This window comes from Actinoalloteichus caeruleus (assembly GCF_049311605.1).
In the GTDB taxonomy this organism is placed as follows: Bacteria; Actinomycetota; Actinomycetes; order Mycobacteriales; family Pseudonocardiaceae; genus Actinoalloteichus_B; species Actinoalloteichus_B caeruleus.
Genome location: NZ_CP186005.1, coordinates 2,781,120 through 2,804,444 on the forward strand (window position 1 = coordinate 2,781,120; position 23,325 = coordinate 2,804,444).

A 23,325-nucleotide genomic window follows, 5' to 3' on the forward strand; every position below is an offset into this window, starting at 1 on the left:
CACCGCTCGCCCAGGGCCGGTCGCCAGCCCGCGTGAAGGAAACTCGTCGGTAGAGCGGTGGGCCGGGAGTGCGCCGTCCCGCCACCCGGGACGGCTTCCCATGCCCCGCCGTCCCCGGGGCCTCCCGGATCTCGACGTCCGCTCCCTCCCCGGCCTGGGATGCCGCACCAGCGCCTGGAACCCGTGCGGCGCACGGGCCAGTCCGGCGGCGTTGGCCACGCCACCCGCCGCTCAGCCCGTCGAACCAGCTGGTTCCCGCACCCGGACGACCTGGCTGAGCAGGGCGAGCACCGGCAGTTCCAGCAGCGGCCCCACCACCAGCGCCACGGCGATCAACGGGCGGTCCGGGAACGCGGCAACCGCCACGGCCAACGCGATCGGCGAGTTGCGGGCCGTGATGGTCATCGTCAACGTCACCCGTTGGTCGGCGGGCAGGCGCAGCGCACGTCCGGTCCCCACGGCCAGCAGCGGCGTGACGACGAAGAAGACCAGCAGGGGGATCAGCAGGGCGAGCAGCGCGGACCCGTGTTCGACGACGGTGCGCGCCTGCCAGGCGAACATCGCGAACACGGCCACGCAGAGCAGGGGCAGCACCAACGCTCCCGCCGGGCCGTCCAGCACGCGGTCGCGCCACGCCGGTCCGCGCCACCGGCCGGTGCCCCAGCGGAGCCCCAGGCCCAACGCGAGCGGGACGACCAGGACGACGAGGACGGTCTCGACCAGGGTCCCCGCGTCCACCATGGCGGCCGGCCCGCCCAGCAGCACCACGTACACGGGGAGCAGTACCAGTTGGAGCACGAGGTTCACCGGCAGCAGCGCGGCGGCGAGACCCAGGTGACCCCGGGCCAGTGAGGTGAAGACCAGGTACCAGTCGGTGCAGGGGGTGACGAGCAGCAGCAACAGGCCTATCCGCAGGTCCGGCGCGTCTCCCAGCAGCCCCGACCCCAGAGCCCACGCCAGCAGCGGTGTCCAGACGAAGTTGAGGACCAGGCTGGTCGTGACGACCGCCCCAGCCCGGCGGAACGCCCCGACCTGGGCGGCGTCGAGTCGCGCGAAGACGCAGACGAGCATCAGCAGTAGCGCCGGCAGCACCAGGTGCTCCAGCACGGCGCCCACGGGCCAGGCCACGCCCACCGCGAGGCCACCGCCGGCGGCCGCCGCCACCAGGACGCTCTGCAGGCGCTCCCAGCGGGACATCAGGAACACCCGCCCGTTCGCTCCGGCCCGCCGGTGGGTCCAGCGGCGGGTCCGGCGGGCGACACGTCCGCCGCGTCGACCCCGCGCGGCTGGAGGAGCGGGGCGCGGCGGTGCGGGGAGTGGCGGTGCGGCCGACCGGCTGCCGCACCGCTCGTCGCGGGCCTGTCCGGGGAGGCGTGCCGGCGGCCGGGAGCGGCCGCGCTCGACGGCGACATCGGTGTGGTGGGCACGCGTCGCGGCACCCCGGCCCGGGCGGAGTCGCGCCGGGTGCGGGTCCCGCCTCCGAAGGTGGTGGCGGGCCACCAGAGCGGCACGTGGGATCGGGAGGCGGCGGCCGGGTGAGCTGCGACGACGCGGCCCTGGCGACAGGACGAGGACACCCGTTCACGCTAGTGAGCGGCGGGCTTCACCCTCGTCGCGGGGACGAGGTCGCGAGATCCAGCTCACCCCGTCGGGTGATAAGATCCGCCGACTCGCCTCGCATGGTCAGTGTGGAACCGTGACGCCCTCACGGACGCGAAACATCGACGTCCCGTGTCGTGAGGGAAACCCCTGGATCGCTCACAGGCGAGGGTACCGCCCCCGGTGGCGCGATGGTGATCACCGAGACTGGCCCGCGAGGAGTGGCGACCCACTGACCTGGGAGACGGACCCGGCACCGGTGAGCGGAAAGACCGAGAATCGAGACGCGCCCTGATGCAGCCGCCGCACGACGAGCGGGCCGGCACACGGCCCGAACCCGACGGTGACTTCCTCCTCCAAGCACGCGGACCGAACGTGCTGATCCGGATGGCAGGAGACCGGGACGAGGAGGAACAGCGGTTCCTGCGGGAGCTGCCCGCCGTCACCGACAACACCATCGTGGTCGTGGCCCCGTCCGTCCTCCGGACGGGGAACCTGTGGCCGCTGCTGTGGGAGGCCTGCCGGTTCGGCCTCCCGGAGTCGCGGGGGCCCGGCCACCAGCTGTGGCTCGCCGTCCCCGAACTGGGGGACGTCGAGGGGCCTCACGCCCGCTGGGCCGCCGAGCTCAGCTCCGCGTTCCGAGTGGACATCGTCGCACCCGAGGCCGATGTGGAGTGGGTCGCTGGTGGACACCTCTACGCGGGAGGCGCCGCCGGCGAGTCGGGTTGGCGGTTCTTCCGTGGCCGTCAGCCCACGTTCCGGTTCGCGGTTCGGTGGCGCCGCCCCTACTGGGAGGCGCTCGTCCCGCCGGGCCCGACCACCACCGACGAACTCCAGGCTGACCCGATCCCCGCTGGCCTCTACGTCCGGTCCCGCTCCGGGCAGCCGCTCCCCGAACACGCGGGCCGGCAGGTCCGCCTGTCGGACGCCGCGCCCCGGGTGGTGCTGGACCTGGCTGGTGGACTGCCCAGCCCGGAGGAGACGGCCGTCCTGGTCGACCGGCTGCCCCCGGGGTTGCGGCGGTACCTGACCGTCGTGCCCGTCAACGGTGTCCGGCCGCTGTCCGACTGGGCGAGTCGCCTCGCCGCGCTGCTCGACCACGACGTGGTGCTGCCCAGCGTCTCCCTGATCCGTGGCCGCGACGGCAGCTGGCGCCCAGCCGCCCTGCCCGACCTCGCGGATCTCGACGCCCACGACCAGCTGAGCCTGCGCTGCCACCCCCCGCTGGGCAGGCCGCGAGTGGTGGAACGGCTGGCGGTGTCGGATCTCCTCGTCGATCCCGAGGTGGAGGTTCCGGCGGAGACGGACTGCCCGGGCGCCAACGAGCAGACCGTCGTGCTGCCCGTGGTGGGCGCGCCCGCCGCCCCTCGGTTCGCGCCGGGGGGGACAGCGCCCGTCCTGGGTGGGGCCGCCTCGGATGGCGGGGCCGCCGGGGACGCCGAGTGGGCGGACGGGGAGTCCGACCAGGAGGACGCGTCGGGCGCTGCCGGGGCGTCGGGACCGGGCACCCCCGCCGGCGAACCGCACCCGGACGACGAGGCGTCGCCGGCACGAGCTGCGGTCGCGGAGGAGGAAGGGGTGACACCGCGCCCCGCCGTCGTCCCCTCCGGGGACGACGAGGCGAACGTCCCGCGAGGAACCACGTCCCCGGAGCTGGGGGCGGCTCCGCCGCCAGAGGCCGAGGAGGCTGACGGCGGGATGCCCGGCGCCGAGGGCGGAGCCTCCGGCAGCGGGCAGCCAGCTCGCGCCGAGGAATCCGCCGGACGGGAGGAGAGTCCCCATCCCGGCGCCGCCCCCCTCGGCCGGGAGGAGTCCCGCGACGACTCGGCCCCAACCGGGGCGGCCACCTCCGAGGCGGCCTGGACGGCGCCGGAGGACGGGCGGGCAGGAGGTGGCGACCCGGTCCCGTCCGAGGAGCGAGCCGCCACGGACACCGCACCGGCGGAGCCCCCGTCCGAGCAGGACGGTCCCGGCGACGTCCCGCCGCGACCGTCCCCCACCGAACCCACCTGGTCCGCCGAGCCGACGCCGGCGACCGACGGGGCAGCGGCCGACGCCGGCGTCGGGGTCGATGACGAGCACCCCGGCCACCGGCCGACCTCGGCCCCCCTGTGGTGGGTGCGGCATGACCCGGAGCATCCCGCCCGCAACGACCGACCGGTGGCGCCGGCCGCGACGATGGCTCCGCCGCCCGGCACCGACCACGTGTCGAACGGTGCACCACGGCCAGGTGGGATCGCGAACCGGCCGGTGACGGAGTCGCGCGACGGCGCGACCCGGCCCGGTGATCCCGAGGTCGACCCCCGAGAACCGGTCACCGGGCACACCGCTCCCGCCACCGACGAGGTCGACGCCGCCACCGAGCCGGCCACGGACCGGCGCCTCCGACACGGGGGAACACCGACGCCCACCGGGACCCGGGATGAGCCGTCCACCTCGGACGTCGAGGCTGGCCCGGTGCGGGTGGACGCGCGGCCCGCCGCCCCCGGCCACGAAGGCACTTCCCCGGCCCGCCCCTCCGAGGGGCGGTCGACCCCCGAGGGGGCCGACGACCCCTCGACGCCTCCCGCCGCCGGACCGGCGGACACCCCGCCAGCGCGAGCCGACGAGGCCCCGGCCGGCGACGCGGACCAGGACCGCGCCCTGACCCGGGAGCCGGCGGCGGGCGAACCGGACCGCGGCGCCCACCCCGGCACGGAGGCGACCACCGCCGCCCGTGACCGGGTTCCCGGCACTCACCGCGCCGGGGACGGCCCGGACGGAGGCGAGCCGCGCGACCGGCGGCAGGCGGATGGCGACCGCTCGGTGGGCCCCGCCGCCGACCTCCCCGCGCTTCCGCCCACCGAACCCCGGCCGGTGGATCATTCGACCGTCGACGCGGCGGCTTCCCCCACCCCTTCCCCCACCCCTTCCTCCGACTCCGACTCCGACTCTCACCTCGACCGCGCGACCTGGGCCACGGACCGCGAGGCGGAGGTGTCGCCGGAATCCCCCGGCCCCGTCGCCGGCGGGGGCTCCGAGGCCGCCGCGACCCCCGACGGCGGGGCGCGGGAGGACGGCGGTGAGGCGGAGCCACGCGCGGTCGACCAGCCGGGGACGCGTCCCGCCGACATCGACGAGCACCCCCGGCCCGAGGTGGCGGGCGACGTCACGGGTGCGACCGACGAGACCGCGATCCCGCCCGAAGCCCCGTCCCCCGGGCACCTCGACGCCCACGGTGGCCCTCGGGAGGACCACCAGGACCCGGGGGCGGCGCCGGTCGCCGGTGCGCCACCGGCTCCACCCGCCGACGGGGGCATCGCCCACCCGACCGCCGTTCCGGAGGACCAGCCCCCGGTGCCCGAGGCGGACGCTGGCGGCGCCGACGCGCCACCCGCCCCGGTGGAGGCGGCCCCGCCCGTCGAACCCGCCGTCGTCCCCCTCGTCCCCGTTCGGCCGGCCACGGTCGCGGAACCGAAGCCAGCCGACCTCACGACCCCGCCGGCCGGCCGGCACCGGCCGGCGGACCCACCGCCGGAGGCGCGGGACGTCCCACCGCCCCCTGCGGAACCTCCGGCGGCGGCTCCCCGCGAGCCGGCCCCCCACCCCACCCCACCGCCCGGCCCGACGACGTCCTCGACCCCGGGCCGATGGGACCTCACCTTCTACGCCGAGGAGCCACCGCCCAGCGAGACCAGCCCCGCCACGGAACAGCCCTCGACCGTCGAGCGAACCCCGACCGTCGACGCGACCGAGGGCCCTGTTGGCGAACCAGCGGCTCCGGGGGCCGAATCCGAGGACCCTGCCACCGAACCGGCCGGAACGGAGGGCGCGCCGTCCACTGAGGACACCGACGACCCGGAGCCCGCGCCAGGGGATGAGGGGGACCGTTCGGGGTCCGAGGAGGACACCGGTGAGGAGGACCCCAACGGGGAGGCGGCTGTCGGGTGGGTGCCGCCGGACCACCGGAGCACCGAAGCGGAACGAGCCGCGCTCGCCAGGCTCGTCGGCGAGGACTACGAGAACGCGTTGGCCACCGTCAACGCGGCCCTGGCCATGTCACCGGTCCTGCGCGGCGCGGGCGGGGAGTCCGCGAAGGCCGACTTCGTGGCCGTGTGCCTGTACCTGGCCCACGAGGGGTACGGGGGCCGGGTCCTGAACGAGGCCCTGCGATCGGACGGCGGTCGCGGCTGGCGCGATCTCGTCGCCTGCCTGACCTCGGGCCTCCGCCGGCTTCCCGTCCACCGCGGCGCGACCTTCCAACAGGCACACCTCCCCGACGACGGGGACCGGCTCCGGGAGGTGTGCCCACCGGCGGAGGTGCTGGACGAACCGGGTTTCCTCAGCGCCACGGCGGCGCACGACCTGAACACCCCCGACGCCACCGTCGACCTGCTCATCTGGTCCACCACCGGCCGCCGGGTCGGGATGCTGGGGGCCGGCGGCCTACCCGAGGAGGTGGTGTTCTTCTCCCACAGCCGGTTCAAGGTGCTCGACGTCGTGGGCGGGGCCGCCACCCGGCCCGCCGTGCTCGCCAGGGAGCTGCGGGCCAACGAGACCAGCCTGGGCATCGGTCTGGACGAGGTCGACGCCCAGGTGCTGGCGCGGCTGCGGCGGGCGTTGAGCCGTCGGCAGCGCGCCACGCCGCGCGAGTTGTCCGAGGAGGAGACGTTCGGCCGGTGGGCCGCGCCCTTCGGCCTGACCGGGTCGGCCATGCCCTCGTCCTCCTCGACCACCACCGCCACCGCCACCGCGACCGCCGGCTCCGCCGACTGACCGGGTACCACCGAACCGGAGATCTGAGATGAACAGGCGTCCTGACGCCGGGGCCCGCGCTTCCCGTGTCCGCAGGGGAGCCCTGCTCGCCGTCGCGGTGCTGCTCTGCCCGCAGCTCGCCGTGGGAACCGCGAGCGCCCAGGAGGTGCCCCCGGTACCCACCGTCGACTCCGGCTGCCTGCCCCCGCCCGCGATGGTCGAGGAGTCCGTGCCCTGGGCGCAGCGCCGGATGCTGCCCCGGCGCGTCTGGGAACTGACGCGGGGCGAGGGGGTGACGGTGGCGGTGATCGACTCCGGGGTCGACGGCGCCGTCCCCCAGCTCGAGGGCGTGGTGCTGCCTGGCGTCGACCTGGTCAACGGGGGCGGGGGGTCGGCCGACGACGACTGCTACGGGCACGGGACCTTCGTCGCCGGCATCATCGCCGCCCAGCCCGCGGAGGGCACCGGGTTCGCCGGAATCGCCCCGGGTGCGCGCATCCTCCCGTTGCGCAACGCCAACAGCCAGAACGACGGGTCCGCGCCGGTGATGGCACAGGCCATCCACCGGGCGGTCGACGAGGGCGCGGGCGTCATCAACATCTCGGCGAGCACGACCTACCCGAACGAGGAGCTGCGCGCGGCGGTGGAGCGGGCCACCACCTCCGACGTGCTCGTCGTCGCCTCCGCCGCCAACAACGCCCAGGAGGGCAACCCCACCTCCTACCCGGCCGCGTATCCGGGCGTGCTCGCGGTGGGCGCGATCGACGCCCAGGGCGAGCGGGGCGAGTTCTCGCAGACGGGCGAGTTCGTCAGCCTGGTCGCTCCCGGCGTCGACGTGGTGAGCCTGGGCCCCGGCGGCCCCGGGCACTGGCAGGGCAGCGGGACGAGCTACGCGGCGCCCTTCGTCAGCGGGGTGGCCGCGCTGGTGCGGTCGCGGTACCCGGAGTTGACCGCGAGCCAGGTCGCCCACCGGCTCCGGGTCACCGCGGACCCGCCCCCGGCCGAACGCCCGGACCCCGCCCTGGGCTGGGGCGTGGTGAACCCGTACGCGGCCGTCACCGCCGTGGTGCCCTCGGAACTGGAGGAGCAGCCGAGCCCGGCGCGGCAGCCGACGATCTCCCACCCGGTGATCCCCGAGGACGACCCGATCCCCCGCATCGTCGCCACCCTCACGGTGGCCTCCGCCGCCGTCCTCGCGTTCGTCGGTGTCCTGGCCGGAGTGTTCGGTCCGCCGGGATGGCGCCGGCGGTGGCGCCGGAGCCGTGTCGCCGTCGTCGCCGGTGCGGACGAGGCGGGCGCGAACTCCTCGGTCGAGCCCCCGGGCGGTCCCGCCGGCGGACCGTCGGACCCCGACGGGGGCGACCAGCCGGACGGCGCGGTCAGGGAGGGGAGCCCCCGGGCCGTCACCCCCGCCGGGGGTGCGGTCGGCCGGCGCGGCCGGCCCCCCGCCGCCGAGGTGCGCTGAGCGGGGGCCGAGAGCGGACGCCCCCGGTCCGGTGTCGACACCGGCGTTGGGAGGACCCGATCGGGGCCGGGTCGCCGAGGGGTTCGCCCGTCGGCCCCGGTCGTGCGGGGGCCGGGGACGGGCGACCCGGCCGCGAGGGGGCCGACGTCCGCCGCCGGGCTCTCCGGCGCTCGAGCGGCGTGGGCGGCGCGACGAGGCCACCGGTCACCGGCTGACCGCCCCGCCGTGCTGGACCTGGGGCGTGCCCTCCGCACTCTGGTCGGGCGGCGGAGCGTCGCCGTGACCCGGCGGTGCTCGTGGCGGCTAGACCACGTACGAGAACACGAACACCACCACGGAGAAGACGAGCAGCCCCAGGCAGTTGACCCAGAACTCCTGTCGTAGGAAACGGGCTCTGACGTGCGCGTACGAGGCGCACAGGAAGTAGGCCACCACTCCGGCGTTCGCGGTGGCCCCGACTCCCGGTACCCAGATGCCGACGAGGAGTCCCGCGCTCGCCAGTGCCTTGATGACGACGAGTGTCCACCACCACTCCCGGGGGAAGCCCACCCCGTCGAGGCAGTCGCGAATGAACTTCGGCGGTCGGATCGAGAGCGCCGCGTCCAGGAGGAGTACCGAGGCAAGCGCCGCCGGGAGCCACCAGAGGGCAGGGACGAGTGTCATGACGAGTGGTCCTCACTGGAGCAGATGGTGGTGATGGTGTCGCGCAGGCGATCACTGATCGTGGTGGCCTCGTCGTCGGGACCGGCTGCCCAGCCGAACAGCGTTCCGACGTAGGCGAAGTAGATCGCGGTCGCCAGCGAGGTGGGGTCGCGTGTGCCCGGGCGGCCGCCCGCCTCGAGCACGTCGCGGATCTCATCCACCAGCGTCGTGGACAGTTCGGTGAAGACGGTGGAGGAGTGGTTCCCGGCGACGAGGATCGAGGCGTACGCCCTGGCGAGGCCTGGGCGGGTGGTGAAGAGGTCGAGGAACGGTGTCAGGAGCGACATCACGCGAGCCGCGCACGGGACTCCGGTCGCGGATGGCGGCTCGGTGACCGAGCCGCGCCGGGCCAGGTGCACCTGTTCGATGAGCCTGTCGAAGATGGCGACGAGGAGCCCGCTCTTGTCGCCCACCGCCATGACGGTGCCGACGCTCACGCCCGCCGACGCGGCGATGTCCCGGACCGTGGTGGCCGCGAAGCCCTGCTCGAGGAACAGGGCGTCGGCTGCGGCGAGCACCTTCGCGTGCGTCGCGCTTCGTAGTCGATCTCGTGTCGTACCCATCGGACCCACCAGACTGAACGAGTTCACTGAACACGTTCAGCATACTGTGGTGCTCCCGCGCCTCCGGCACCCGTCACGGCATCGGCGGCTCTCCTGGCCCTGAGGCCCGCGCGTCGCCGGCCCCGCTCTCGGTCACGGTGGGCAGGGCCGGGGCGTCGTCCTTCGCGTCGTCCCAGCTGATCACCGGCACGGCCGGCCTCCACCGGACCCCGTCGAGCGTGGTCAGGAACCCGTCCCGCCGCCGGTGGATGACCCCCGGGGCGGATCGGCGCCCTCAGGCGCGTGGCACGCCGGAGGTCTCCTGGTGCGGTGAGGTGTGGTCCGGGCGGGCCGCGCGGGTAGACCGGTGCCCCGGGTCGAGGCACGGCTGGCACCCACCTGGATCCGCCACGACGTCGGGATCCCGCCGCCCCACGTCCCCGCACCGCCCGGCGGGTCCTGGGGTTTCGTGGTCAGTGTCGGGAACGCGTGACCTCGGTGTCGTCCCAACCCAGCACGGACAGGGCCACGCCCGCCCGGTAGTGCGCGATGCCCACCGCCGAGTAGGCGATCAGCGGGCTCGGCAGGGCGTCGAACCGGAACCAGGCCACGCCGGAGCTCTTCTCGGGTTCCCTGTTGAACGGAACTCCCGACCACCTGGTCGCTTCGAAGAACAGACCCAACCGGGGTTCCACGCCGGGAGCGGTGACGTGCGCCGTGTGGACCAGCCGCAGCTGGTCCTGCCTCACCGAGACGCCGACCTCCTCACGCGCCTCGCGGGCGGCTCCGGCGAGGACGGACTCCCCTGCCTCCAGTTTTCCCGCCGGCAGGTGCCACTGGCCGTCGAACCTCGGGTCGGTGTCCCTGCGGAGGCTCAGCAGGAGCTCGTCGTCGCGCACCAGGATCAGGTGCACGTCGACGAGGTGGCGTTCTGGCATCGGTGGCCTCCGGGCGGCCGGTGGTGGGGACGTACCGTCCGGGAGCCTACGGACCCGCCCCACCCGCGTCCCTGGTGGCAGCGCCGCTCCACGCCGGTGCTCCGGTGGCGGCCTCCACGCATCAGGGCGGTCCCGCCCCGCCCTGGAGGGGTCGAGGCGCGACGTTGTCCGTGCCGCGCGACCGGGCCTACGGTGGAGGCAGCCCCTCGACGTGAAGCCGGGAGGTCGAGTGGGACGGGGACCGCGGGAAGGTCCGGCGATCGTGCCCTCGTCCCGTGGAGGGCCGAACAGTGCGAATGATCTTCGTGAACCTGCCGGTCAGGGACCTCGAGCGGTCGAAGCGGTTCTTCGGCGAGCTGGGTTTCTCCTTCGACCCCACGTTCTCCAACGACACCGTCGCCGGGATGGTCGTCGAGCGGAACATCTACGTGATGCTGCTGGAGGAGGAGCAGTTCCGGCAGTTCATCACCGACGAGATCAGTGACACCTCCACCACCACGGAGGTGCTGACCTGCCTGTCGGCGGACAGCCGGGAACAGGTCGACGACCTGGTGGCGAAGGCGATCGCCGCCGGCGGGCGGCCCTGGAAGCCGCCGATGGAGGATGGCCCGATGTACGGGGGGAGCTTCCAGGACCCCGACGGGCACGTGTGGGAACTGGTGCACATGGCCATGACGTGACAGCTCCCGCTTCGCCCTGACCGGTTGTCGTCGGGATGCGGTCCGAAGCGCTCGCCCGGAGGTAGGGCCTCCGTGGGCTCGGCGCTGCCGCTGGCCACGGTGCCCGTGGGGCACGTCGTCCGGCGGTCGGCGCGGCAGTCGCGCCGCCGGCCTCCGACCGGGGGCGCGCTGCTCGACGCCGTCGGCGGCGCGTCGACCCCCGGACTCCAGGCACGTCTTGGTGACCGCGGTCGTGCTCGGGACCGGGCTCGTCGTGCTGAGCCTGACCGGGCTTCGGGACCGGACGCCCGGGGGCCGTCGCGGGTGAGCGTCGACCGACCCCCGGGCGCGGGGACTCACCCCTGCTCGCGGTCGTCCAGCAGCGCCGTCTGCACCATGCGGACCGCCCGCCGGCGGTTGACGTGCTGGGCCCGGCCCACCGGGAGCGTCTTCGGCCGCAGGTCCCCCAGGAACCGCCCCTCGTCCTTCGGGCAGGAGAACATCAGCGCCGGGGTCCCCAGCTCCCACATCTGCCGCACGACCGGATCACTCATCGCCCGGTTCGCCCCCGCCGTGCTCCTGGCGATGATCACGTGCAGGCCGATGTCCGCCGCCTGCGGCAGCATCGGCAGCAGCGGTTGCAGCGGGCTGCCGCCGTAGCCGCCGCCCATGAGCTCGAAGTCGTCCACGAGGATGAACAGCCGGCCACCGGTCCACCAGTCCCGCTTGGACAGCCGGTCCGGCGTGATCTCCGGGCCGGGCAACCGCTTCTTGATCAGTTCGGCGACGTGCCCGACGTTCTCCCCGAACGAGTCACTGGTCACCGAGTAGGCGATCTGGTGCTCCTGGGGTGCCGCGTCGTACAGCTCGCGGCGGAAGTCGGCGAACATGATCCGGGCCTCCCCCGCCGGGTGGTGGGCGGCCACCGACCGGGCGATGTGGCGGAGGAGGTTCGTCTTCCCGGTCTCGCCGTCGCCGAACACCAACAGGTGGGGGGTGACGTCGAAGTCGTGCCACAGCGGGGCCAGGTCCACATCGTCCAGGCCCAACGCCACCCGCACCTCGGCCTCCGGCCGGTCGGCCTGGGGCCCCGGCAGGTCCCGGGCCGACACGGTCGCCGGCAGCATCCGCACCGGCGGCGCCTGGGGCACGCCGGGCATCGCGAAGGTGTCCACCAGGTCGAGGGCGGCGTCGGGCAGGTCGTCGGTGCTGGACCGGCCGTCCACCCTCGGCAGCGCCGTCAGGTAGTGCATCGCGTCCGCCGTGATGCCACGTCCGGGGATGGCGGGCACCTGGGCGGCGATCTTGCCGCCGATCTCGGAGTCCACCGGGTCGCCCAGCCGCAGCTCGAACCGGGTGCCGAGCACGTCCCGCAGCCAGGGCCGCATCTCCGCCCACCGCGTCGCGGCCACCATGAGGTGGATGCCGAAGGTCAGACCCCGCGCGGCGATCTCCCCGAGCCGGTCCTCCAGCTCCTCGAACTCCTGCCGGACGGTGTACCAGCCGTCGATGACCAGGAACACGTCCCCGTAGGGGTCCTGCTCGACCAGCCGCCCCTCCCTGCGGGCCCGCCGGTAGTTGGCGATCGAGTCGATGTTGTTCGCCTGGAACAGCAGCTCCCGCCGTTCCAACAACGCCGACATCTCCATCACGGTGCGGCTGACCCGGTCCCGGTCGAGCCGGTTCGCCACGCTACCCACGTGCGGGAGGCCCGAGAGCGAGGACAGGGTGCCACCGCCGAAGTCCAGGCAGTAGAACTGCACCTCGGTGGCGTCGTGCATGAGGCTGAGCCCGGTGATCACGGTGCGCAGCACGGTGCTCTTCCCGCTCTGCGGCCCGCCCACCACGGCCATGTGCCCCGCCGAACCCGACAGGTCGGCGGTCAGCAGGTCGCGGCGCTGCTGCTCGGGGAGGTCGACCAGCGCCATCGGCGCGTTCAGCGGGCGCACCAGCGACGGGTCGGCCACCATCAGGCCGCGCCCCGGCTCCTCCAACAGGGGCGGCAGCAGCTCGTCGAGGGTGGCGGAGCGGCGCAGCGGCGGCAACCACACCTGGTGGGCGCGTGGCCCGAGCCCGCGCAACCGGTCGATGAGCACGTCCAGCACGCTCAGCCCGGCCTGCTTCGCGCCCGCCTCCCGCTCCGCGGCGAGTTCCTCCTCGCTGACCAGCCGTTCCGTCCGCACCTTCGGTGCCAGGTAGCCCGCTTCGAAGGCGTGCAACTGCTCCTCGATGACCTGCCTGCTGTGCTGGCGACGGCTGGACCGGTACGCACCGGAGACGTAGGCGCCCTTGAACCGCTCCAGGGTGTGGGTGTCGCTGCGCAGGTAGCCGTTGCCAGGGGAGGTGGGCAGCTCGTAGGCGTCGGGCACGCCGATCACCGCGCGGCTCTCCATCGCCGAGAACGTGCGCAGACCGATCCGGTAGGACAGGTGCGTCTCGACCTTGGAGATGCGGCCCTCGTCCAGGCGCTGGGAGGCCAGCAGCAGGTGCACGCCCAGGCTTCGGCCGAGACGTCCGATGGTGGCGAACACGTCGATGAAGTCGGGCTTGCTCACCAGCATCTCGCTGAACTCGTCGACCACGACGAACAGGGCCGGCAACGGTTCGAGGGGGACCCCGTTGCGCCGGGCCTGTTCGTAGTCGCGGCGGGACGCGTAGTTGCCCGCCGCCCGCAGCAGCTCCTGCCGCCGGGTCATCTCCCCGGTCAACGCGTCCGCCATCCGGTCGACCAGTTCCAGCTCGTCGACGAGGTTGGTGATGACGGCCGACGTGTGGGGTAACTGGTCGAACCCGAGGAAGGCCGCGCCGCCCTTGAAGTCCACGAGGACGAAGTTCAGTTCCTCCGAGGAGTGGGTGATGGCCAGCGCGGCGACGAGGGTCCGCAGCAGCTCGCTCTTGCCGGACCCGGTGGCGCCGACCAGCATCCCGTGCGGGCCCATCCCGGACTCGGCCGACTCCTTGATGTCCAGGTCCACCGGCGTTCCGTCCTCGGCCACCCCGATGGGGACCCGGAGACGCTGGCGGGAGGAGCGGGCCAGCCGGACCGGGGTCGGGTCGAAGGTCCGGGCGTCGCCGACCCCCAACAGGGTCGTCAGCTCGTAGTCACCGCTGAGCGGGGCGCTGGTGTCGTTGCTGGTGCTCATCCGCTGGTGGGCCATGCCCCTGGCCAGCGCGGCCGCCGCCTGGACCGACATGCGGTCCGGGGCGCACAGCGTCGCGGAGCTCTCCTTGCCGGTGCGGTCGAAGCTGACCCGGCCGATCTCCTCCGCGCTCACCTCCAGGTGCAGCACGCTCCGGTTCGGCCGCCACGGCAGTGTGCCGCCGACGTCGATGAGCACCGTGTTCTGGTAACCGGTGTCCACGCTCTGGTGACCGGGCGGTGGTTCCACACCGTCGACCACGATCACCACCAGCGGTTCGCCCGCAGTGATCATCGTGCCGGTCTCGAACTTGGTGCGAGCGGTGAAGGACTCCCCGAGCCGTTCCTCCAACTCGGCGAAGTCCTGGCCCACCATCCGCAGCGGCCCCAGCGCGTCCCTGCGGTCGGGGTCCTGGGCGTGCGGAAGCCACTTCACCCAGTCCCACTCCGGCAGGTTCTCGCCCTTCGCGCAGACCGCGATCGTCAGGTCGTTGGGGGAGTGGAACGCCGCGAGCTGCGCCAACATCGCCCGCACCAGGTCCCTGCCAGCGGCCTGGTCGCCCCGGAGTTGGATCCGCGCGAAACCCCGCAGGTAGACCGCGATCGGCGACGGGGAGAGCGTGCTGTACGCGCGCAGGAACCGGCGCAACGCGTGCGCGGACAACGGTTCAAGGTCCTCCACCGGTTTGGTCTGCGGTGGGATCAGCTTCATCGCCGAGTGCTGCGAGCCAAGACCCAGCCGCACCTCCCCGAAGTCGTCGTGCCCGGTGCGCCGTTCCCACAGCCGGTAGCTCAGGATCAGCGACCAGAGGGACGCCGGATCGGGGTGGGTCCAGGTCGCCGCCCGGTGCTGCGCGGCCAACTTCTCCCGGACCTGTTTGCGCACCTGCGAGAGGTAGCGGAGGTAGTCCCGCCGCTCTCCGTGCATCTGCCGTTTGCGTTCGGACGCCGTCCTCGCCAGCTGGCCCACCAGCATGCCGATGCTCGCGATGCCCATCATCCCGCCAGCCATGTAGGACAGCGGGCTGGAGTTGGGCTGGAGGAAGATCAGCATCATGGCGCCGGAGCCCAACGCCATGGGCAGGTAGGTGAGGACGGTGGCCATGTTGCCGCTCTGCGGCTCCGGCACCGTGGGCGGCTCCTGGAGGCCCAGCTCCCCACCGGGCATCTTCGGACCGACCCGGCGCGGGGGCCTGCGGAACAACGTCGTGCTCACCGTGTCTCCTTTGGCGAGAGATAACCCTCAAAACACCGGCGGTACCGCACGAACGGAGCAATGCTGCGACATTCGTGGCTAGCTTCCGCCTTGTCAAGGGAACGGAAACCCGGCCAACCGGGGTATGAGGAACTCAACACCACGTGGATGACGCGTCCAAGGATGCCACAAGTCAACTCTGCCGACTTCGGTTGGTGATCGGGGACAACGCCGTTGATCTGGCGTTGCCCAGCGATGTCCCCCTGGTCGACCTGCTGCCGGCGATCCTCCGGCAGGCCGGCGGAGACCTGGCCGACGAGGCCGTCGAACATGAGGGGTTCGTGCTCCAGCGGTTGGGGCAGCCACCGTTCGACGAGGAGTACACCCCCGGAGAACTCGGCCTGGTCGACGGGGAGACCGTGCACCTGCGCCCTCGCACCGACGGGCTCCCCGCCATCGACTTCGACGACCTCGTGGCCGGGGTCGCCGACCAGTCCCGGATGCGTCGGGACCGGTGGAAACCCCGTGCCACCCGCAACATGCTGCTCGGCTTCGCCGGCGCCACCCTGCTGCTCGGCCTCCTGGTCCTCCTGGTGCCCGGCCCGGTGGTGCCCCGGGTCTCGGTGATGGGCGGGATCGCCGCGGTGCTGCTGGTCGCCGCCGCCGTGGTGTCCAGGTCCGTGCGGGACACGGTGACCGGCGCCGTGCTGGCCGTCGCCGGCTTCGGCTACGCGGCCGGGTTCGGCTGGCTGTTCCCGCTGGTGTTCTCCGATTCGACGACCGCGACCGTCAGCGCCGTCTGCGCCTCGGCGGCCGGCGCGGCGGCCCTGGTGCTCGGGCTGGTCGGCGTCGCCGACGCCGCGCTGGTCTTCACCGGCGGCCTGGTGCTCTCGGTGTTCACCCTCGCGACGGCGTTGCTCGCCGGCAGTGACACCCTCGGCGTGTCAGGGGCGGCCGGGATCGTGCTGGTGGTGACCCTCGTCGCGCAGAACTTCGTGCCGAGCATGTCCTTCCGCCTCGGCCGGCTGGGGCTGCCCACCCTGCCCACCGCGCCGGAGGAACTGAACGAGGACATCGAACCCACCCCGTTCCAGTCCGTCATCGACGGCGCCCTGGCCACCGACAGGTACATGACGACGTTGTACCTGGTGTTCTCGGTGATCGAGGCCGCGTTGCTGACGGCGCTGGTCTGGAACGGTTCGGGTTGGGCGCTGATCACCGCCGCCGTGGTGGGTCTGCTGCTGGTGCTGCGCTCCCGGCACCTCGACGCCGGTCGCCACCGGTGGTCCCTGCTGGCGGCCGGCGGCTATGGCCTGGCCGCCGTCGTGGTCGCCTTCGCCGCCGATCAGGCCCTGCTCGAACGGCTCGCCTGGGTGTTCGGCGGCGTGATGGTCCTCGCCGTGGCGTTGCTCGCCGGTAGCGCGAAGATGCCCGGCTACCGGCCGCCGCCCTACTGGGGGCGGACCGTGGACATCCTGGAGACGTTGTGCGCGGCGGCGGTGGCGCCACTGCTGTTGGCGATGCTCGACGTGTACGGGATCATGCGGGGGCTCGCGGGCTGAGCGCACGCCCGCCCCACCGGCCGTCGCGGTCGCCGCGACGGCCCACCGAATCAGCAGTCCACCCGGGAACAAGGAGGGGCCGTGCAGTCGCGGCGCGACCAGGTCCAAGCCTACTTCTTCGTCGTGGGCCGGCTGGTGTCCGCGCTGATGCGGGCCAGAACCGACGAACCGGCCCCGCCGCACCGCCGCTTCGGCACCGGCTTCTTCGGCGGTGTGCTGCTGGCCGCCCTGATCAGCGCGGGCTTCGGGGTGTACGGGCTGATCGTGCCCAGTGGCAACGACTCGTGGCGGGCCGCCGGCACGATCATCGTCGAGGAGGAGACCGGCGCCCGGTACCTGTACCTGGACGGGCTCCTGCACCCCGTCCTGAACTACGCCTCGGCCCGGCTCGCCGTCAACGACGCGCGGGGGCAGGTGTCGCAGGTGTCCCAGCGGTCGTTGGAGGGCGTGCCGCGCGGGGTGCCCATCGGCATACCCAACGCGCCGGACTCGTTGCCGGCGGCGGCGGACATGACGGACGGCCCGTGGCTGTCCTGCGCCTCCACCACCACCGACGAGGCCGGCCAGGACCGCCCCGCCACCACCCTGCTGGTCGCCGGTCCCGGTGGCATCACCCTCGCTGACGGCGAGGGTCTGCTCGTCGTCGGCCCGGACGACCAGACGCACCTGGTGTGGCAGGGCCGCAAGTACCGTTTCCCGGACGGCACCATCGCCGCCGCTCTCGGGTACGACACCGTCACCCCGCTCCGGGTCACCACCAGCTGGATCAACGCGTTGCCCACCGGGCCGGACCTCGGTCCTCCCGAGGTCGAGGGCATCGGCGAGCCGACCGCGCCCATCGGGAACAGCCCTGGCGTGGTCGGCCAGATCTACCAGGTGGACAACCCGGTGATCGACGCCACCGAGTTCTACGTGCTGCGGCGGGACGGCCTGGCGGCGGTGAGCCCGACGATGGCGAGCCTCGCCCTGGCCTCCCCGGCCACCGCGACCGCCTACCCGGCCGGCGGTGTCCGCCCGATCGCGATCGGTCCGGAAGCCCTCGCCGGAGCGCCGCGTTCCTCGGCCCCGATCGCCGGCACCGACCACCCGAACACCCCGCCGACCCTGGTCGACCTGGACGGATCGGCGAGCGTCCGGCCGTGCGTGCGCTTCACCCTCGGCTCCACCGACGGACCCGACATCGCGGTGAGCATGGTGGACCGCGACACCGTCGACGGACCGGTGAGCCCGGCGCGCGGGACCGAGGCCGGTAGCGCCGACCGGGTTCTCGTGCCCCCGAACAGCGGGGTCCTGGTGCGGGATCTGCCGGCGCCCGGGGTGGACGGCGGGACCCACTACCTCGTCACCGACCTCGGGGTGAAGTACCCGCTGGCCTCCACCCAGGTGGCGGCGACCCTCGGGTACGGGGGAAGCCGGTCGGTGCCCGTCCCTGGCGAGCTGCTCGCCGCCCTGCCGACGGGGCCGGTGCTCGATCCGGAACAGGCCATTCGGCCGCGTCAACCCGTGCCGCCCCAGTCCGAGGGGGACAACTGAGGGATACCCCTGCGACAGTGCCAGGGGGATGCGTTCCGGTCGGAACGCACTCGGAATCAGTGATGTGCTTACTTCTGTCAGCATCGGTGAAACCGCGGTTCCGTGGTTGTCGATGCGTCCCGTGTTTTCCTATGCCGACGGTGAGGGTGAGATGTCCCAGCAGACACGTTTGACTCCCGCAGAGCTCCGCGCCACCGCGGGCCGGCACGACAGCGAGGCGGACTCGCTGAACCGCGAGCGCCAGCGGGTTCAGGGTGAGGTGTCGGCGCTGGTCTCCGGGAACAGCGGCGCTCTGATCAACACGCTCAAGAGGGTTCACGAGCAGTGGGACGGCGAGTTCGCGAGGATCGAGCAGAAGCTCCGTGAGATGGCCGAGCAGGTGCGGAACTCCGCGAACAAGCTCGAGAGCACCGACGAGACGTCCGGACAGGACCTCATGAACGTCGGGAACCAGGGCAACCCGTACGCCGGGATGCTCTGAGTTCCTGACTTCCGTACGTCCCTCGCACGACCCAGTCTTCCGAACGGAGCGACATGAGCGAGAACATCAACTACGTCTACCCGAAGATCGCCGAGGGCATCAACATCATGCGGAACTCGGCCAGGGGCATCCAGGCTTCGGTGGACGGGCTGCGCAGCGACACCCAGCGGCAGCTCGCCTCCTTCGACGGTGAGGCCGCGACGGCCTACGGCTCGAAGTCGAAGCTGGTGACGCAGGCGTTCGACTCGGCGAACATGACGTTGAACAACGCCGCCACCTCCATCGAGAGCGCCGCTGACAGCCTCCAGCGTCAGGACCGCTCGTCGGCCGGCGGTTTCTGAGGCCCTGGGAAAGCGGAACCCGCCGTTGATGGGTTCCGCTTTCCCGCGTGTCGGTTCCGAGGCGGTCCACCGCCACTGATCCTCTGGAGTCGCCAACCATGTCCCACTCCAACACGGCCATGGACCCGGACGAGGTCCGGAACGCGGCCGCCGCGCTCAAGAACCTCCTGCCGAACTTCGACGAGATGATGTCGGAACTCCTGTCCATCGAGATCCGGCCCGGCAACCTGGCGGCCGGTCACTTCCTCGAGGACGTCGTCGGGAACCGCAAGGAGGAGCTCCGCCAGCACCTGCTGGACCTCAAGAAGGTCGTCACCTACATCGGGGACAACCTTGAGGAGATCGCCGGCCTCTTCGAGGACGTCGACGAGACCAACGCCGCCGAGCTCGCCAGGGTGACCTCCCAGATCGACGGCCTCGTGAGCGACATGGCGCTCCAGCCTCCCGAGCCCGTGCCGGGCGATCCCGAGTACATGCCCTCGGACTACCCCTACCCGGGGCAGCAACACGGGTACGCGCCCCCGCCGTCGCAGTACACGCCGGCGAACAGCGGGTATCCCGGCCAGGACCCGACCTACCAGGCGCCCAACGGTGGGTACGTCGGCCAGCCGCTCACCTACGAGTCGCAGAACGTCCCAGCGAACTACCAGTACGGGACGCAGCAGCCGACCTACCCGTCGCAGCACGGGGGGTACCCGGCGCAGCCGGTCACCTACGAGTCGCAGAGCATCCCCGCCAACTACGGTTACCCGGTCAACCACGGTTACCCGGCGACTCCGGCGTTCCCGGTCATGCCGGTCATCCCGGTCACACCGGTCATCCCGGCGATCCCGCTGGAGCCCGCGTACGCGCCGGTGGAGCCGATGAACGCGCCGATGCTGCCCGTCGAGCGCGCGTACACCCCGTTGGAGCCGATGAACGCGCCGGCACTGCCCGTCGAGCGCGGGCTGACCCCGTTGGAGCCGCGGTTCGTCCCGGCGGAGCCCGCGATCCCGGCCGAGAGGCTCGACCACGACGCGTAGGCCCAGCAGTGCCCGCGCCGCACGGCGGGCACACCGACAGATCACCGAGCCCCCCGCGTTCCCCCGCGCCTCGGGGAACGCAGGGGGACCCGATGCCGCCGGTGGCGTTCGCCGCCCTCCGCCCACGCCCCACGAGGGAGAACACCGATGTCCGATCGTTTGAACGGCGAGAACGACCGGCCGTCCACCAGCTATGCCGACTCGTCGATGGAATGGCTGGTCGAGACCGCCAGGACCATCGAACCCCCCACGCTGCGGCACGCCGGTGAGGTATTCCCCAACATCGCGCAGAACCTCGACACCACCCTCGACTCGATCAAGTCGCAGGCGAAGAAGCTCGACGAGGACGGGATCTTCGAGGGCGCGGCCGCCGAGTCGTTCCAGAACTACGTCGGCGAACTGCTGCGGATCTCGGGGCGGGTGGTGAACGCGCTCTCGCCCAGCCACTTCGACCAACACCCGATCCGGGGCGAGGACGGCGGGGGCGGCAACTCCGGCGGGTACGGGATCTTCGTCGACGTCGGGGACCGGGCACAGGAAGCCAGGGACACGATCCTCGACGAGGTCGAGGCGGCGCAGGGCTTCTACAAGTCTGCCGCGCAGCTCATCTCGGCGGGTGTCGGCGTGATGTTCTTCAGCCCCGCCACGGCGATGATGCTCTTCGGGCTCGGCAAGGTGGCCGCCGAGATGGGCAAGGAGCGGCTGAAGAAGGCCCGCGAGGCCATGCAACACCTCTCCGACGAGGTGTACCTGCCGGTCGGTGACTCCCTGAAGGACTCCCTCGGCAAGGCGTTGGACACGCCGGTGTCCTCCGCCGGCGCGGTCTTCCAGCCACCGCCCGTCGAGACTGTCGGAAACCCGCCCGGGGTTCCGGGCAACGGCCAGGGGATGCCAGGGGAGCAGCTGCCGGACCAGATCCCCCAGGAGAACATCCCCGGCGTCCCCGCGGAGGAGGGGTTCGGGGGCGAGATCCCATCGGAGGCCGGGCAGCTCGCACCGGGTGAAGCGGTACCGGGGCTGGACACCGAGGGGCTGGCCACCACTCCCGGTGAGCTGGGGGAGGAGGCCCTCGGGGAGAACGGCGAGGGCATCGGCGGCGGCGCGCCCGGCGTGGGCGGTGGCGGCGCCGGCGACCCGGCCGGAGGCGAGACGCCCGGCGGTCTGGACGTGGGTGGCGCCGGCGAGGAGGCGCAGCAGGCCGTCGAGGACGCGAAGGCGGCGGGACAGGACGCCATCGACGGCCTCAACGAGATCGGGAACAGCGCGCCGAGCCTCGACTCGGCCGGTGAGGGCGCGGGTGGCGGCTCCCCCGGTGGCTCCCCCGGCGGCCTCGACATCGGCGAGGGCATCGGTGGCGAGGAAGGCGTCGGTGGCGAGGAGGGCGTCGGCGGCGGTGGCGAGGGTGCCGGCGGTGGCGGCGACTCGGCAGCCGGCGAGGCAGCGCGGCAGGCCGTCGAGGACGCCAAGGCAGCCGGTCAGGAGGCCATCGACGGCCTGAACGAGATCGGCGGCGGTGGTCTGGACGGCATCGGTGGCGACGCGCCCGGCGAGGGCGGCGGTGGCGCCCCGATCGGCGGCGGCGTGCCCGGCTTCGGCGGCGGCGGTTCCGAGGGGACCGGTGGCGGCGGGGACTCCGCCGGCGGTGGGGACAACGGCGCCGGTGAGGCGGCCCGGCAGGCCGTCGAGGACGCGAAGCGGGCCGGTCAGGAGGCCATCGACGGCCTCAACGAGATCGGCGGCGGTGGTCTCGACGGCATCGGCGGTGGCGTCCCAGGCGGTGGCGTGCCCGGCGGCGGGGCGCCTGGATCCGGCGACCGCGACCCCGAGTCGCGCCGCGCCATCGAGGACGCGAAGCGGGCCGGCCAGGAGGCCATCGACGGCCTCGACGACCTGGTCAACGGGGGCGGCCTCGGCATCGGCGAGGACGGGAGTTTCGACCCGGGAGCCGCCCGACAGGCGATCGACGACGCCGAGGCCGGATTCCGCGAGGCCCAGGACCAACTGGAGGGCATCGACACCAGCGGGATGTCCCCCCAGGAACGGCAGGCCATCGAGGACGCCAGGGACCGCCTCAGCGACGGCCTCGGCAGCCTCGACGAGGCCAGGAACGCCCTCGACCCCTCGGTCAGCGAGGGCGAACGCGCCGTCGACGACGCCGCCCGACAGGCCCAGGACGCACTGGACGAACTCGGTCAGATCGGTTCCTCCACCCCTGGCGGCCTCCCCGACGGCTCCCAGGACGCGGTCGACGGTGCCCGCCGCGCCGCGGAGGAGGCCATGGCCGGGCTGGAGGGCATCGACCTCACCGGCGACCCCGCCGAGGTCAGCGAGGCACTCGAACAGGCCAGGTCAGGTTTCGAAGCCGCCGACGACCTGCTGGCGGGCATGGACATGAGCGACATGTCCGACGCCGAGCGGCAGGCCATCGAGGACGTCCGCGACAAGCTCGGCGAGAGCATGGACAGCCTCACCGACGTTCCGCTCCCCGGCCAGCCACAGCTGTTGCCCGCCGACCTCAACGACGCGCAGCGCGACTTCGACAACGCCCGAGGACGTCTCGGCGACATCGAGACCGACGGGATGTCGGAGGCGTCGCGCCAGGCGGTCGACGACGCCAGGCGGATGGCGGAGGAAGCCGTCGCCGGCCTCGGCGAGATCAACCTCGACGGCGACCCCGACCTCGCGCGGCAGGGCCTGGAATCCGCCGACGGCGGATTCCGGGACGCGGAGGACCGGCTCGCCGGGATCGACACCAGCGCCCTCCCCGAGGAGGCCCGGCAGGCCATCGAGGACGCCCGCCAGTCGCTGTCCGAGGGGCGGGAGAGCCTGTCCGGTCTGCTGTCGCGTGAGGGTGACACCGACTCGTGGCGCGACGCCGCCACCGAGGCCAAGGCGGCCACCAGTGACCTGGAGTCCTTCCTCTCCGGTGGCGGCGCCGGTGGCGGTGGGGCGCCGGATCTGGAGTCGATCGGTGCTGGCGGAGGTGCCGGTGGCGGCGTGCCGGACCTCGGCTCCATCGGCGGTGGCGGTGGCGGTGGCGTCGACCCCGGGGTGGGCGTGGGCGCACCGAGGACACTGCCGGCCATGGACCCGGCCGCCATGACGAGGACCCCGTCCTTCAACGTGGCACCGCCCGGAGCGACGATGCCCCAGTCGGTGTCCTCGGTGTCCGTGCCCGCGACCCAGTCGGCCGGCGGACCGGGCGGGCACGGGATGCCGATGATGCCCCCGATGTCCCCCGGCATGGCGGCGGCCGGCGCGGGTGGGCAGAACCAGAAGCGGGAACGCGAGGCCTGGATCGGGGCGGACGACGAGGAATGGTCCGACGACCGTTCCATCTCCCCGGTGGTGGGACGCGAATGAGCGAGCCGGCCAGCGCGGGTACGGCGATGACACGTCAGGTGTGAGCACGA

14 protein-coding genes are annotated in these 23,325 nt (G+C 73.1%); 9 read left to right on the forward strand and 5 right to left on the reverse strand.

Features of this window, described 5'->3' with window-relative positions:
- Positions 1 to 231 precede the first annotated feature (231 nt).
- A complete protein-coding gene (locus ACOJVX_RS11870; protein ID WP_422647528.1) occupies positions 232 to 1,197 on the reverse strand; it encodes an arsenic resistance protein in 966 nt (321 codons plus the stop codon).
- A 696-nt stretch (positions 1,198 to 1,893) separates the two neighbouring features.
- Here ACOJVX_RS11870 and ACOJVX_RS11875 point away from each other — a divergent pair.
- The gene (locus ACOJVX_RS11875) at positions 1,894 to 6,354 is read left to right on the forward strand and encodes a hypothetical protein (protein WP_422647529.1); all 4,461 of its coding nucleotides are present in this window, start codon (positions 1,894 to 1,896) and stop codon (positions 6,352 to 6,354) included.
- A 28-nt stretch (positions 6,355 to 6,382) separates the two neighbouring features.
- Positions 6,383 to 7,798 carry a type VII secretion-associated serine protease mycosin gene (gene mycP, locus ACOJVX_RS11880; protein ID WP_422647530.1) on the forward strand — a complete coding sequence of 472 codons (1,416 nt, stop codon included), beginning with the start codon at positions 6,383 to 6,385 and terminating at the stop codon, positions 7,796 to 7,798.
- 303 nt (positions 7,799 to 8,101) lie between these two features.
- On the opposite strand, the gene ACOJVX_RS11885 is transcribed toward mycP, so the two are convergent.
- The 3 genes from ACOJVX_RS11885 to ACOJVX_RS11895 all read right to left on the reverse strand — a co-directional run bounded on the left by ACOJVX_RS11885 (position 8,102) and on the right by ACOJVX_RS11895 (position 9,980).
- A complete protein-coding gene (locus tag ACOJVX_RS11885) occupies positions 8,102 to 8,461 on the reverse strand; it encodes a DoxX family protein (protein ID WP_418153551.1) in 360 nt (119 codons plus the stop codon).
- Complete coding sequence (locus ACOJVX_RS11890) at positions 8,458 to 9,063, reverse strand: TetR/AcrR family transcriptional regulator (RefSeq protein WP_418153552.1); 606 nt, start codon at positions 9,061 to 9,063, stop codon at positions 8,458 to 8,460. Before ACOJVX_RS11890 ends, ACOJVX_RS11885 begins: the two co-directional genes overlap by 4 nt.
- Positions 9,064 to 9,515: 452 nt before the next feature.
- A complete protein-coding gene (locus tag ACOJVX_RS11895) occupies positions 9,516 to 9,980 on the reverse strand; it encodes an NUDIX hydrolase (protein ID WP_422647531.1) in 465 nt (154 codons plus the stop codon).
- 296 nt (positions 9,981 to 10,276) lie between these two features.
- Between ACOJVX_RS11895 and ACOJVX_RS11900 the strand changes: the two genes are divergently transcribed.
- Positions 10,277 to 10,660: a VOC family protein gene (locus ACOJVX_RS11900; protein ID WP_103056897.1), complete on the forward strand. Its 384-nt coding sequence runs from the start codon at positions 10,277 to 10,279 to the stop codon at positions 10,658 to 10,660.
- A gap of 335 nt (positions 10,661 to 10,995) precedes the next feature.
- On the opposite strand, the gene ACOJVX_RS11905 is transcribed toward ACOJVX_RS11900, so the two are convergent.
- Positions 10,996 to 14,994, reverse strand: coding sequence for a type VII secretion protein EccC (locus ACOJVX_RS11905; protein ID WP_026420305.1), 3,999 nt, complete (start codon positions 14,992 to 14,994; stop codon positions 10,996 to 10,998).
- A gap of 143 nt (positions 14,995 to 15,137) precedes the next feature.
- Here ACOJVX_RS11905 and eccD point away from each other — a divergent pair, with 143 nt between their 5' ends.
- The 6 genes from eccD (at position 15,138) to ACOJVX_RS11935 (ending at position 23,275) form a co-directional block, all read left to right on the forward strand.
- A complete protein-coding gene (gene eccD / locus ACOJVX_RS11910; RefSeq protein WP_026420306.1) occupies positions 15,138 to 16,535 on the forward strand; it encodes a type VII secretion integral membrane protein EccD in 1,398 nt (465 codons plus the stop codon).
- An 81-nt stretch (positions 16,536 to 16,616) separates the two neighbouring features.
- Positions 16,617 to 18,068: a type VII secretion protein EccB gene (gene eccB / locus ACOJVX_RS11915; protein WP_051314308.1), complete on the forward strand. Its 1,452-nt coding sequence runs from the start codon at positions 16,617 to 16,619 to the stop codon at positions 18,066 to 18,068.
- Positions 18,069 to 18,219: 151 nt separating this feature from the next.
- A complete protein-coding gene (locus tag ACOJVX_RS11920) occupies positions 18,220 to 18,549 on the forward strand; it encodes a WXG100 family type VII secretion target (RefSeq protein WP_026420307.1) in 330 nt (109 codons plus the stop codon).
- A 53-nt stretch (positions 18,550 to 18,602) separates the two neighbouring features.
- A complete protein-coding gene (locus tag ACOJVX_RS11925) occupies positions 18,603 to 18,890 on the forward strand; it encodes a WXG100 family type VII secretion target (protein WP_026420308.1) in 288 nt (95 codons plus the stop codon).
- Between the two features lie 98 nt (positions 18,891 to 18,988).
- The gene (locus ACOJVX_RS11930) at positions 18,989 to 19,912 is read left to right on the forward strand and encodes a hypothetical protein (RefSeq protein ID WP_418153557.1); all 924 of its coding nucleotides are present in this window, start codon (positions 18,989 to 18,991) and stop codon (positions 19,910 to 19,912) included.
- A 147-nt stretch (positions 19,913 to 20,059) separates the two neighbouring features.
- Positions 20,060 to 23,275: a hypothetical protein gene (locus ACOJVX_RS11935; RefSeq protein WP_337662020.1), complete on the forward strand. Its 3,216-nt coding sequence runs from the start codon at positions 20,060 to 20,062 to the stop codon at positions 23,273 to 23,275.
- Positions 23,276 to 23,325 lie beyond the last annotated feature (50 nt).

Bases quoted from the DNA above. Each gene is read 5' to 3' on its own strand.
- ACOJVX_RS11895 (WP_422647531.1), bottom strand. From the start codon at position 9,980: ATGCCAGAACGCCACCTCGTCGACGTGCACCTGATCCTGGTGCGCGAC.
- ACOJVX_RS11920 (WP_026420307.1), top strand. From the start codon at position 18,220: ATGTCCCAGCAGACACGTTTGACTCCCGCAGAGCTCCGCGCCACCGCG.
- ACOJVX_RS11925 (WP_026420308.1), top strand. From the start codon at position 18,603: ATGAGCGAGAACATCAACTACGTCTACCCGAAGATCGCCGAGGGCATC.
- mycP (WP_422647530.1), top strand. From the start codon at position 6,383: ATGAACAGGCGTCCTGACGCCGGGGCCCGCGCTTCCCGTGTCCGCAGG.
- ACOJVX_RS11870 (WP_422647528.1), bottom strand. From the start codon at position 1,197: ATGTCCCGCTGGGAGCGCCTGCAGAGCGTCCTGGTGGCGGCGGCCGCC.
- ACOJVX_RS11885 (WP_418153551.1), bottom strand. From the start codon at position 8,461: ATGACACTCGTCCCTGCCCTCTGGTGGCTCCCGGCGGCGCTTGCCTCG.
- ACOJVX_RS11935 (WP_337662020.1), top strand. From the start codon at position 20,060: ATGTCCGATCGTTTGAACGGCGAGAACGACCGGCCGTCCACCAGCTAT.
- ACOJVX_RS11875 (WP_422647529.1), top strand. From the start codon at position 1,894: ATGCAGCCGCCGCACGACGAGCGGGCCGGCACACGGCCCGAACCCGAC.
- ACOJVX_RS11900 (WP_103056897.1), top strand. From the start codon at position 10,277: ATGATCTTCGTGAACCTGCCGGTCAGGGACCTCGAGCGGTCGAAGCGG.
- ACOJVX_RS11890 (WP_418153552.1), bottom strand. From the start codon at position 9,063: ATGGGTACGACACGAGATCGACTACGAAGCGCGACGCACGCGAAGGTG.
- ACOJVX_RS11930 (WP_418153557.1), top strand. From the start codon at position 18,989: ATGTCCCACTCCAACACGGCCATGGACCCGGACGAGGTCCGGAACGCG.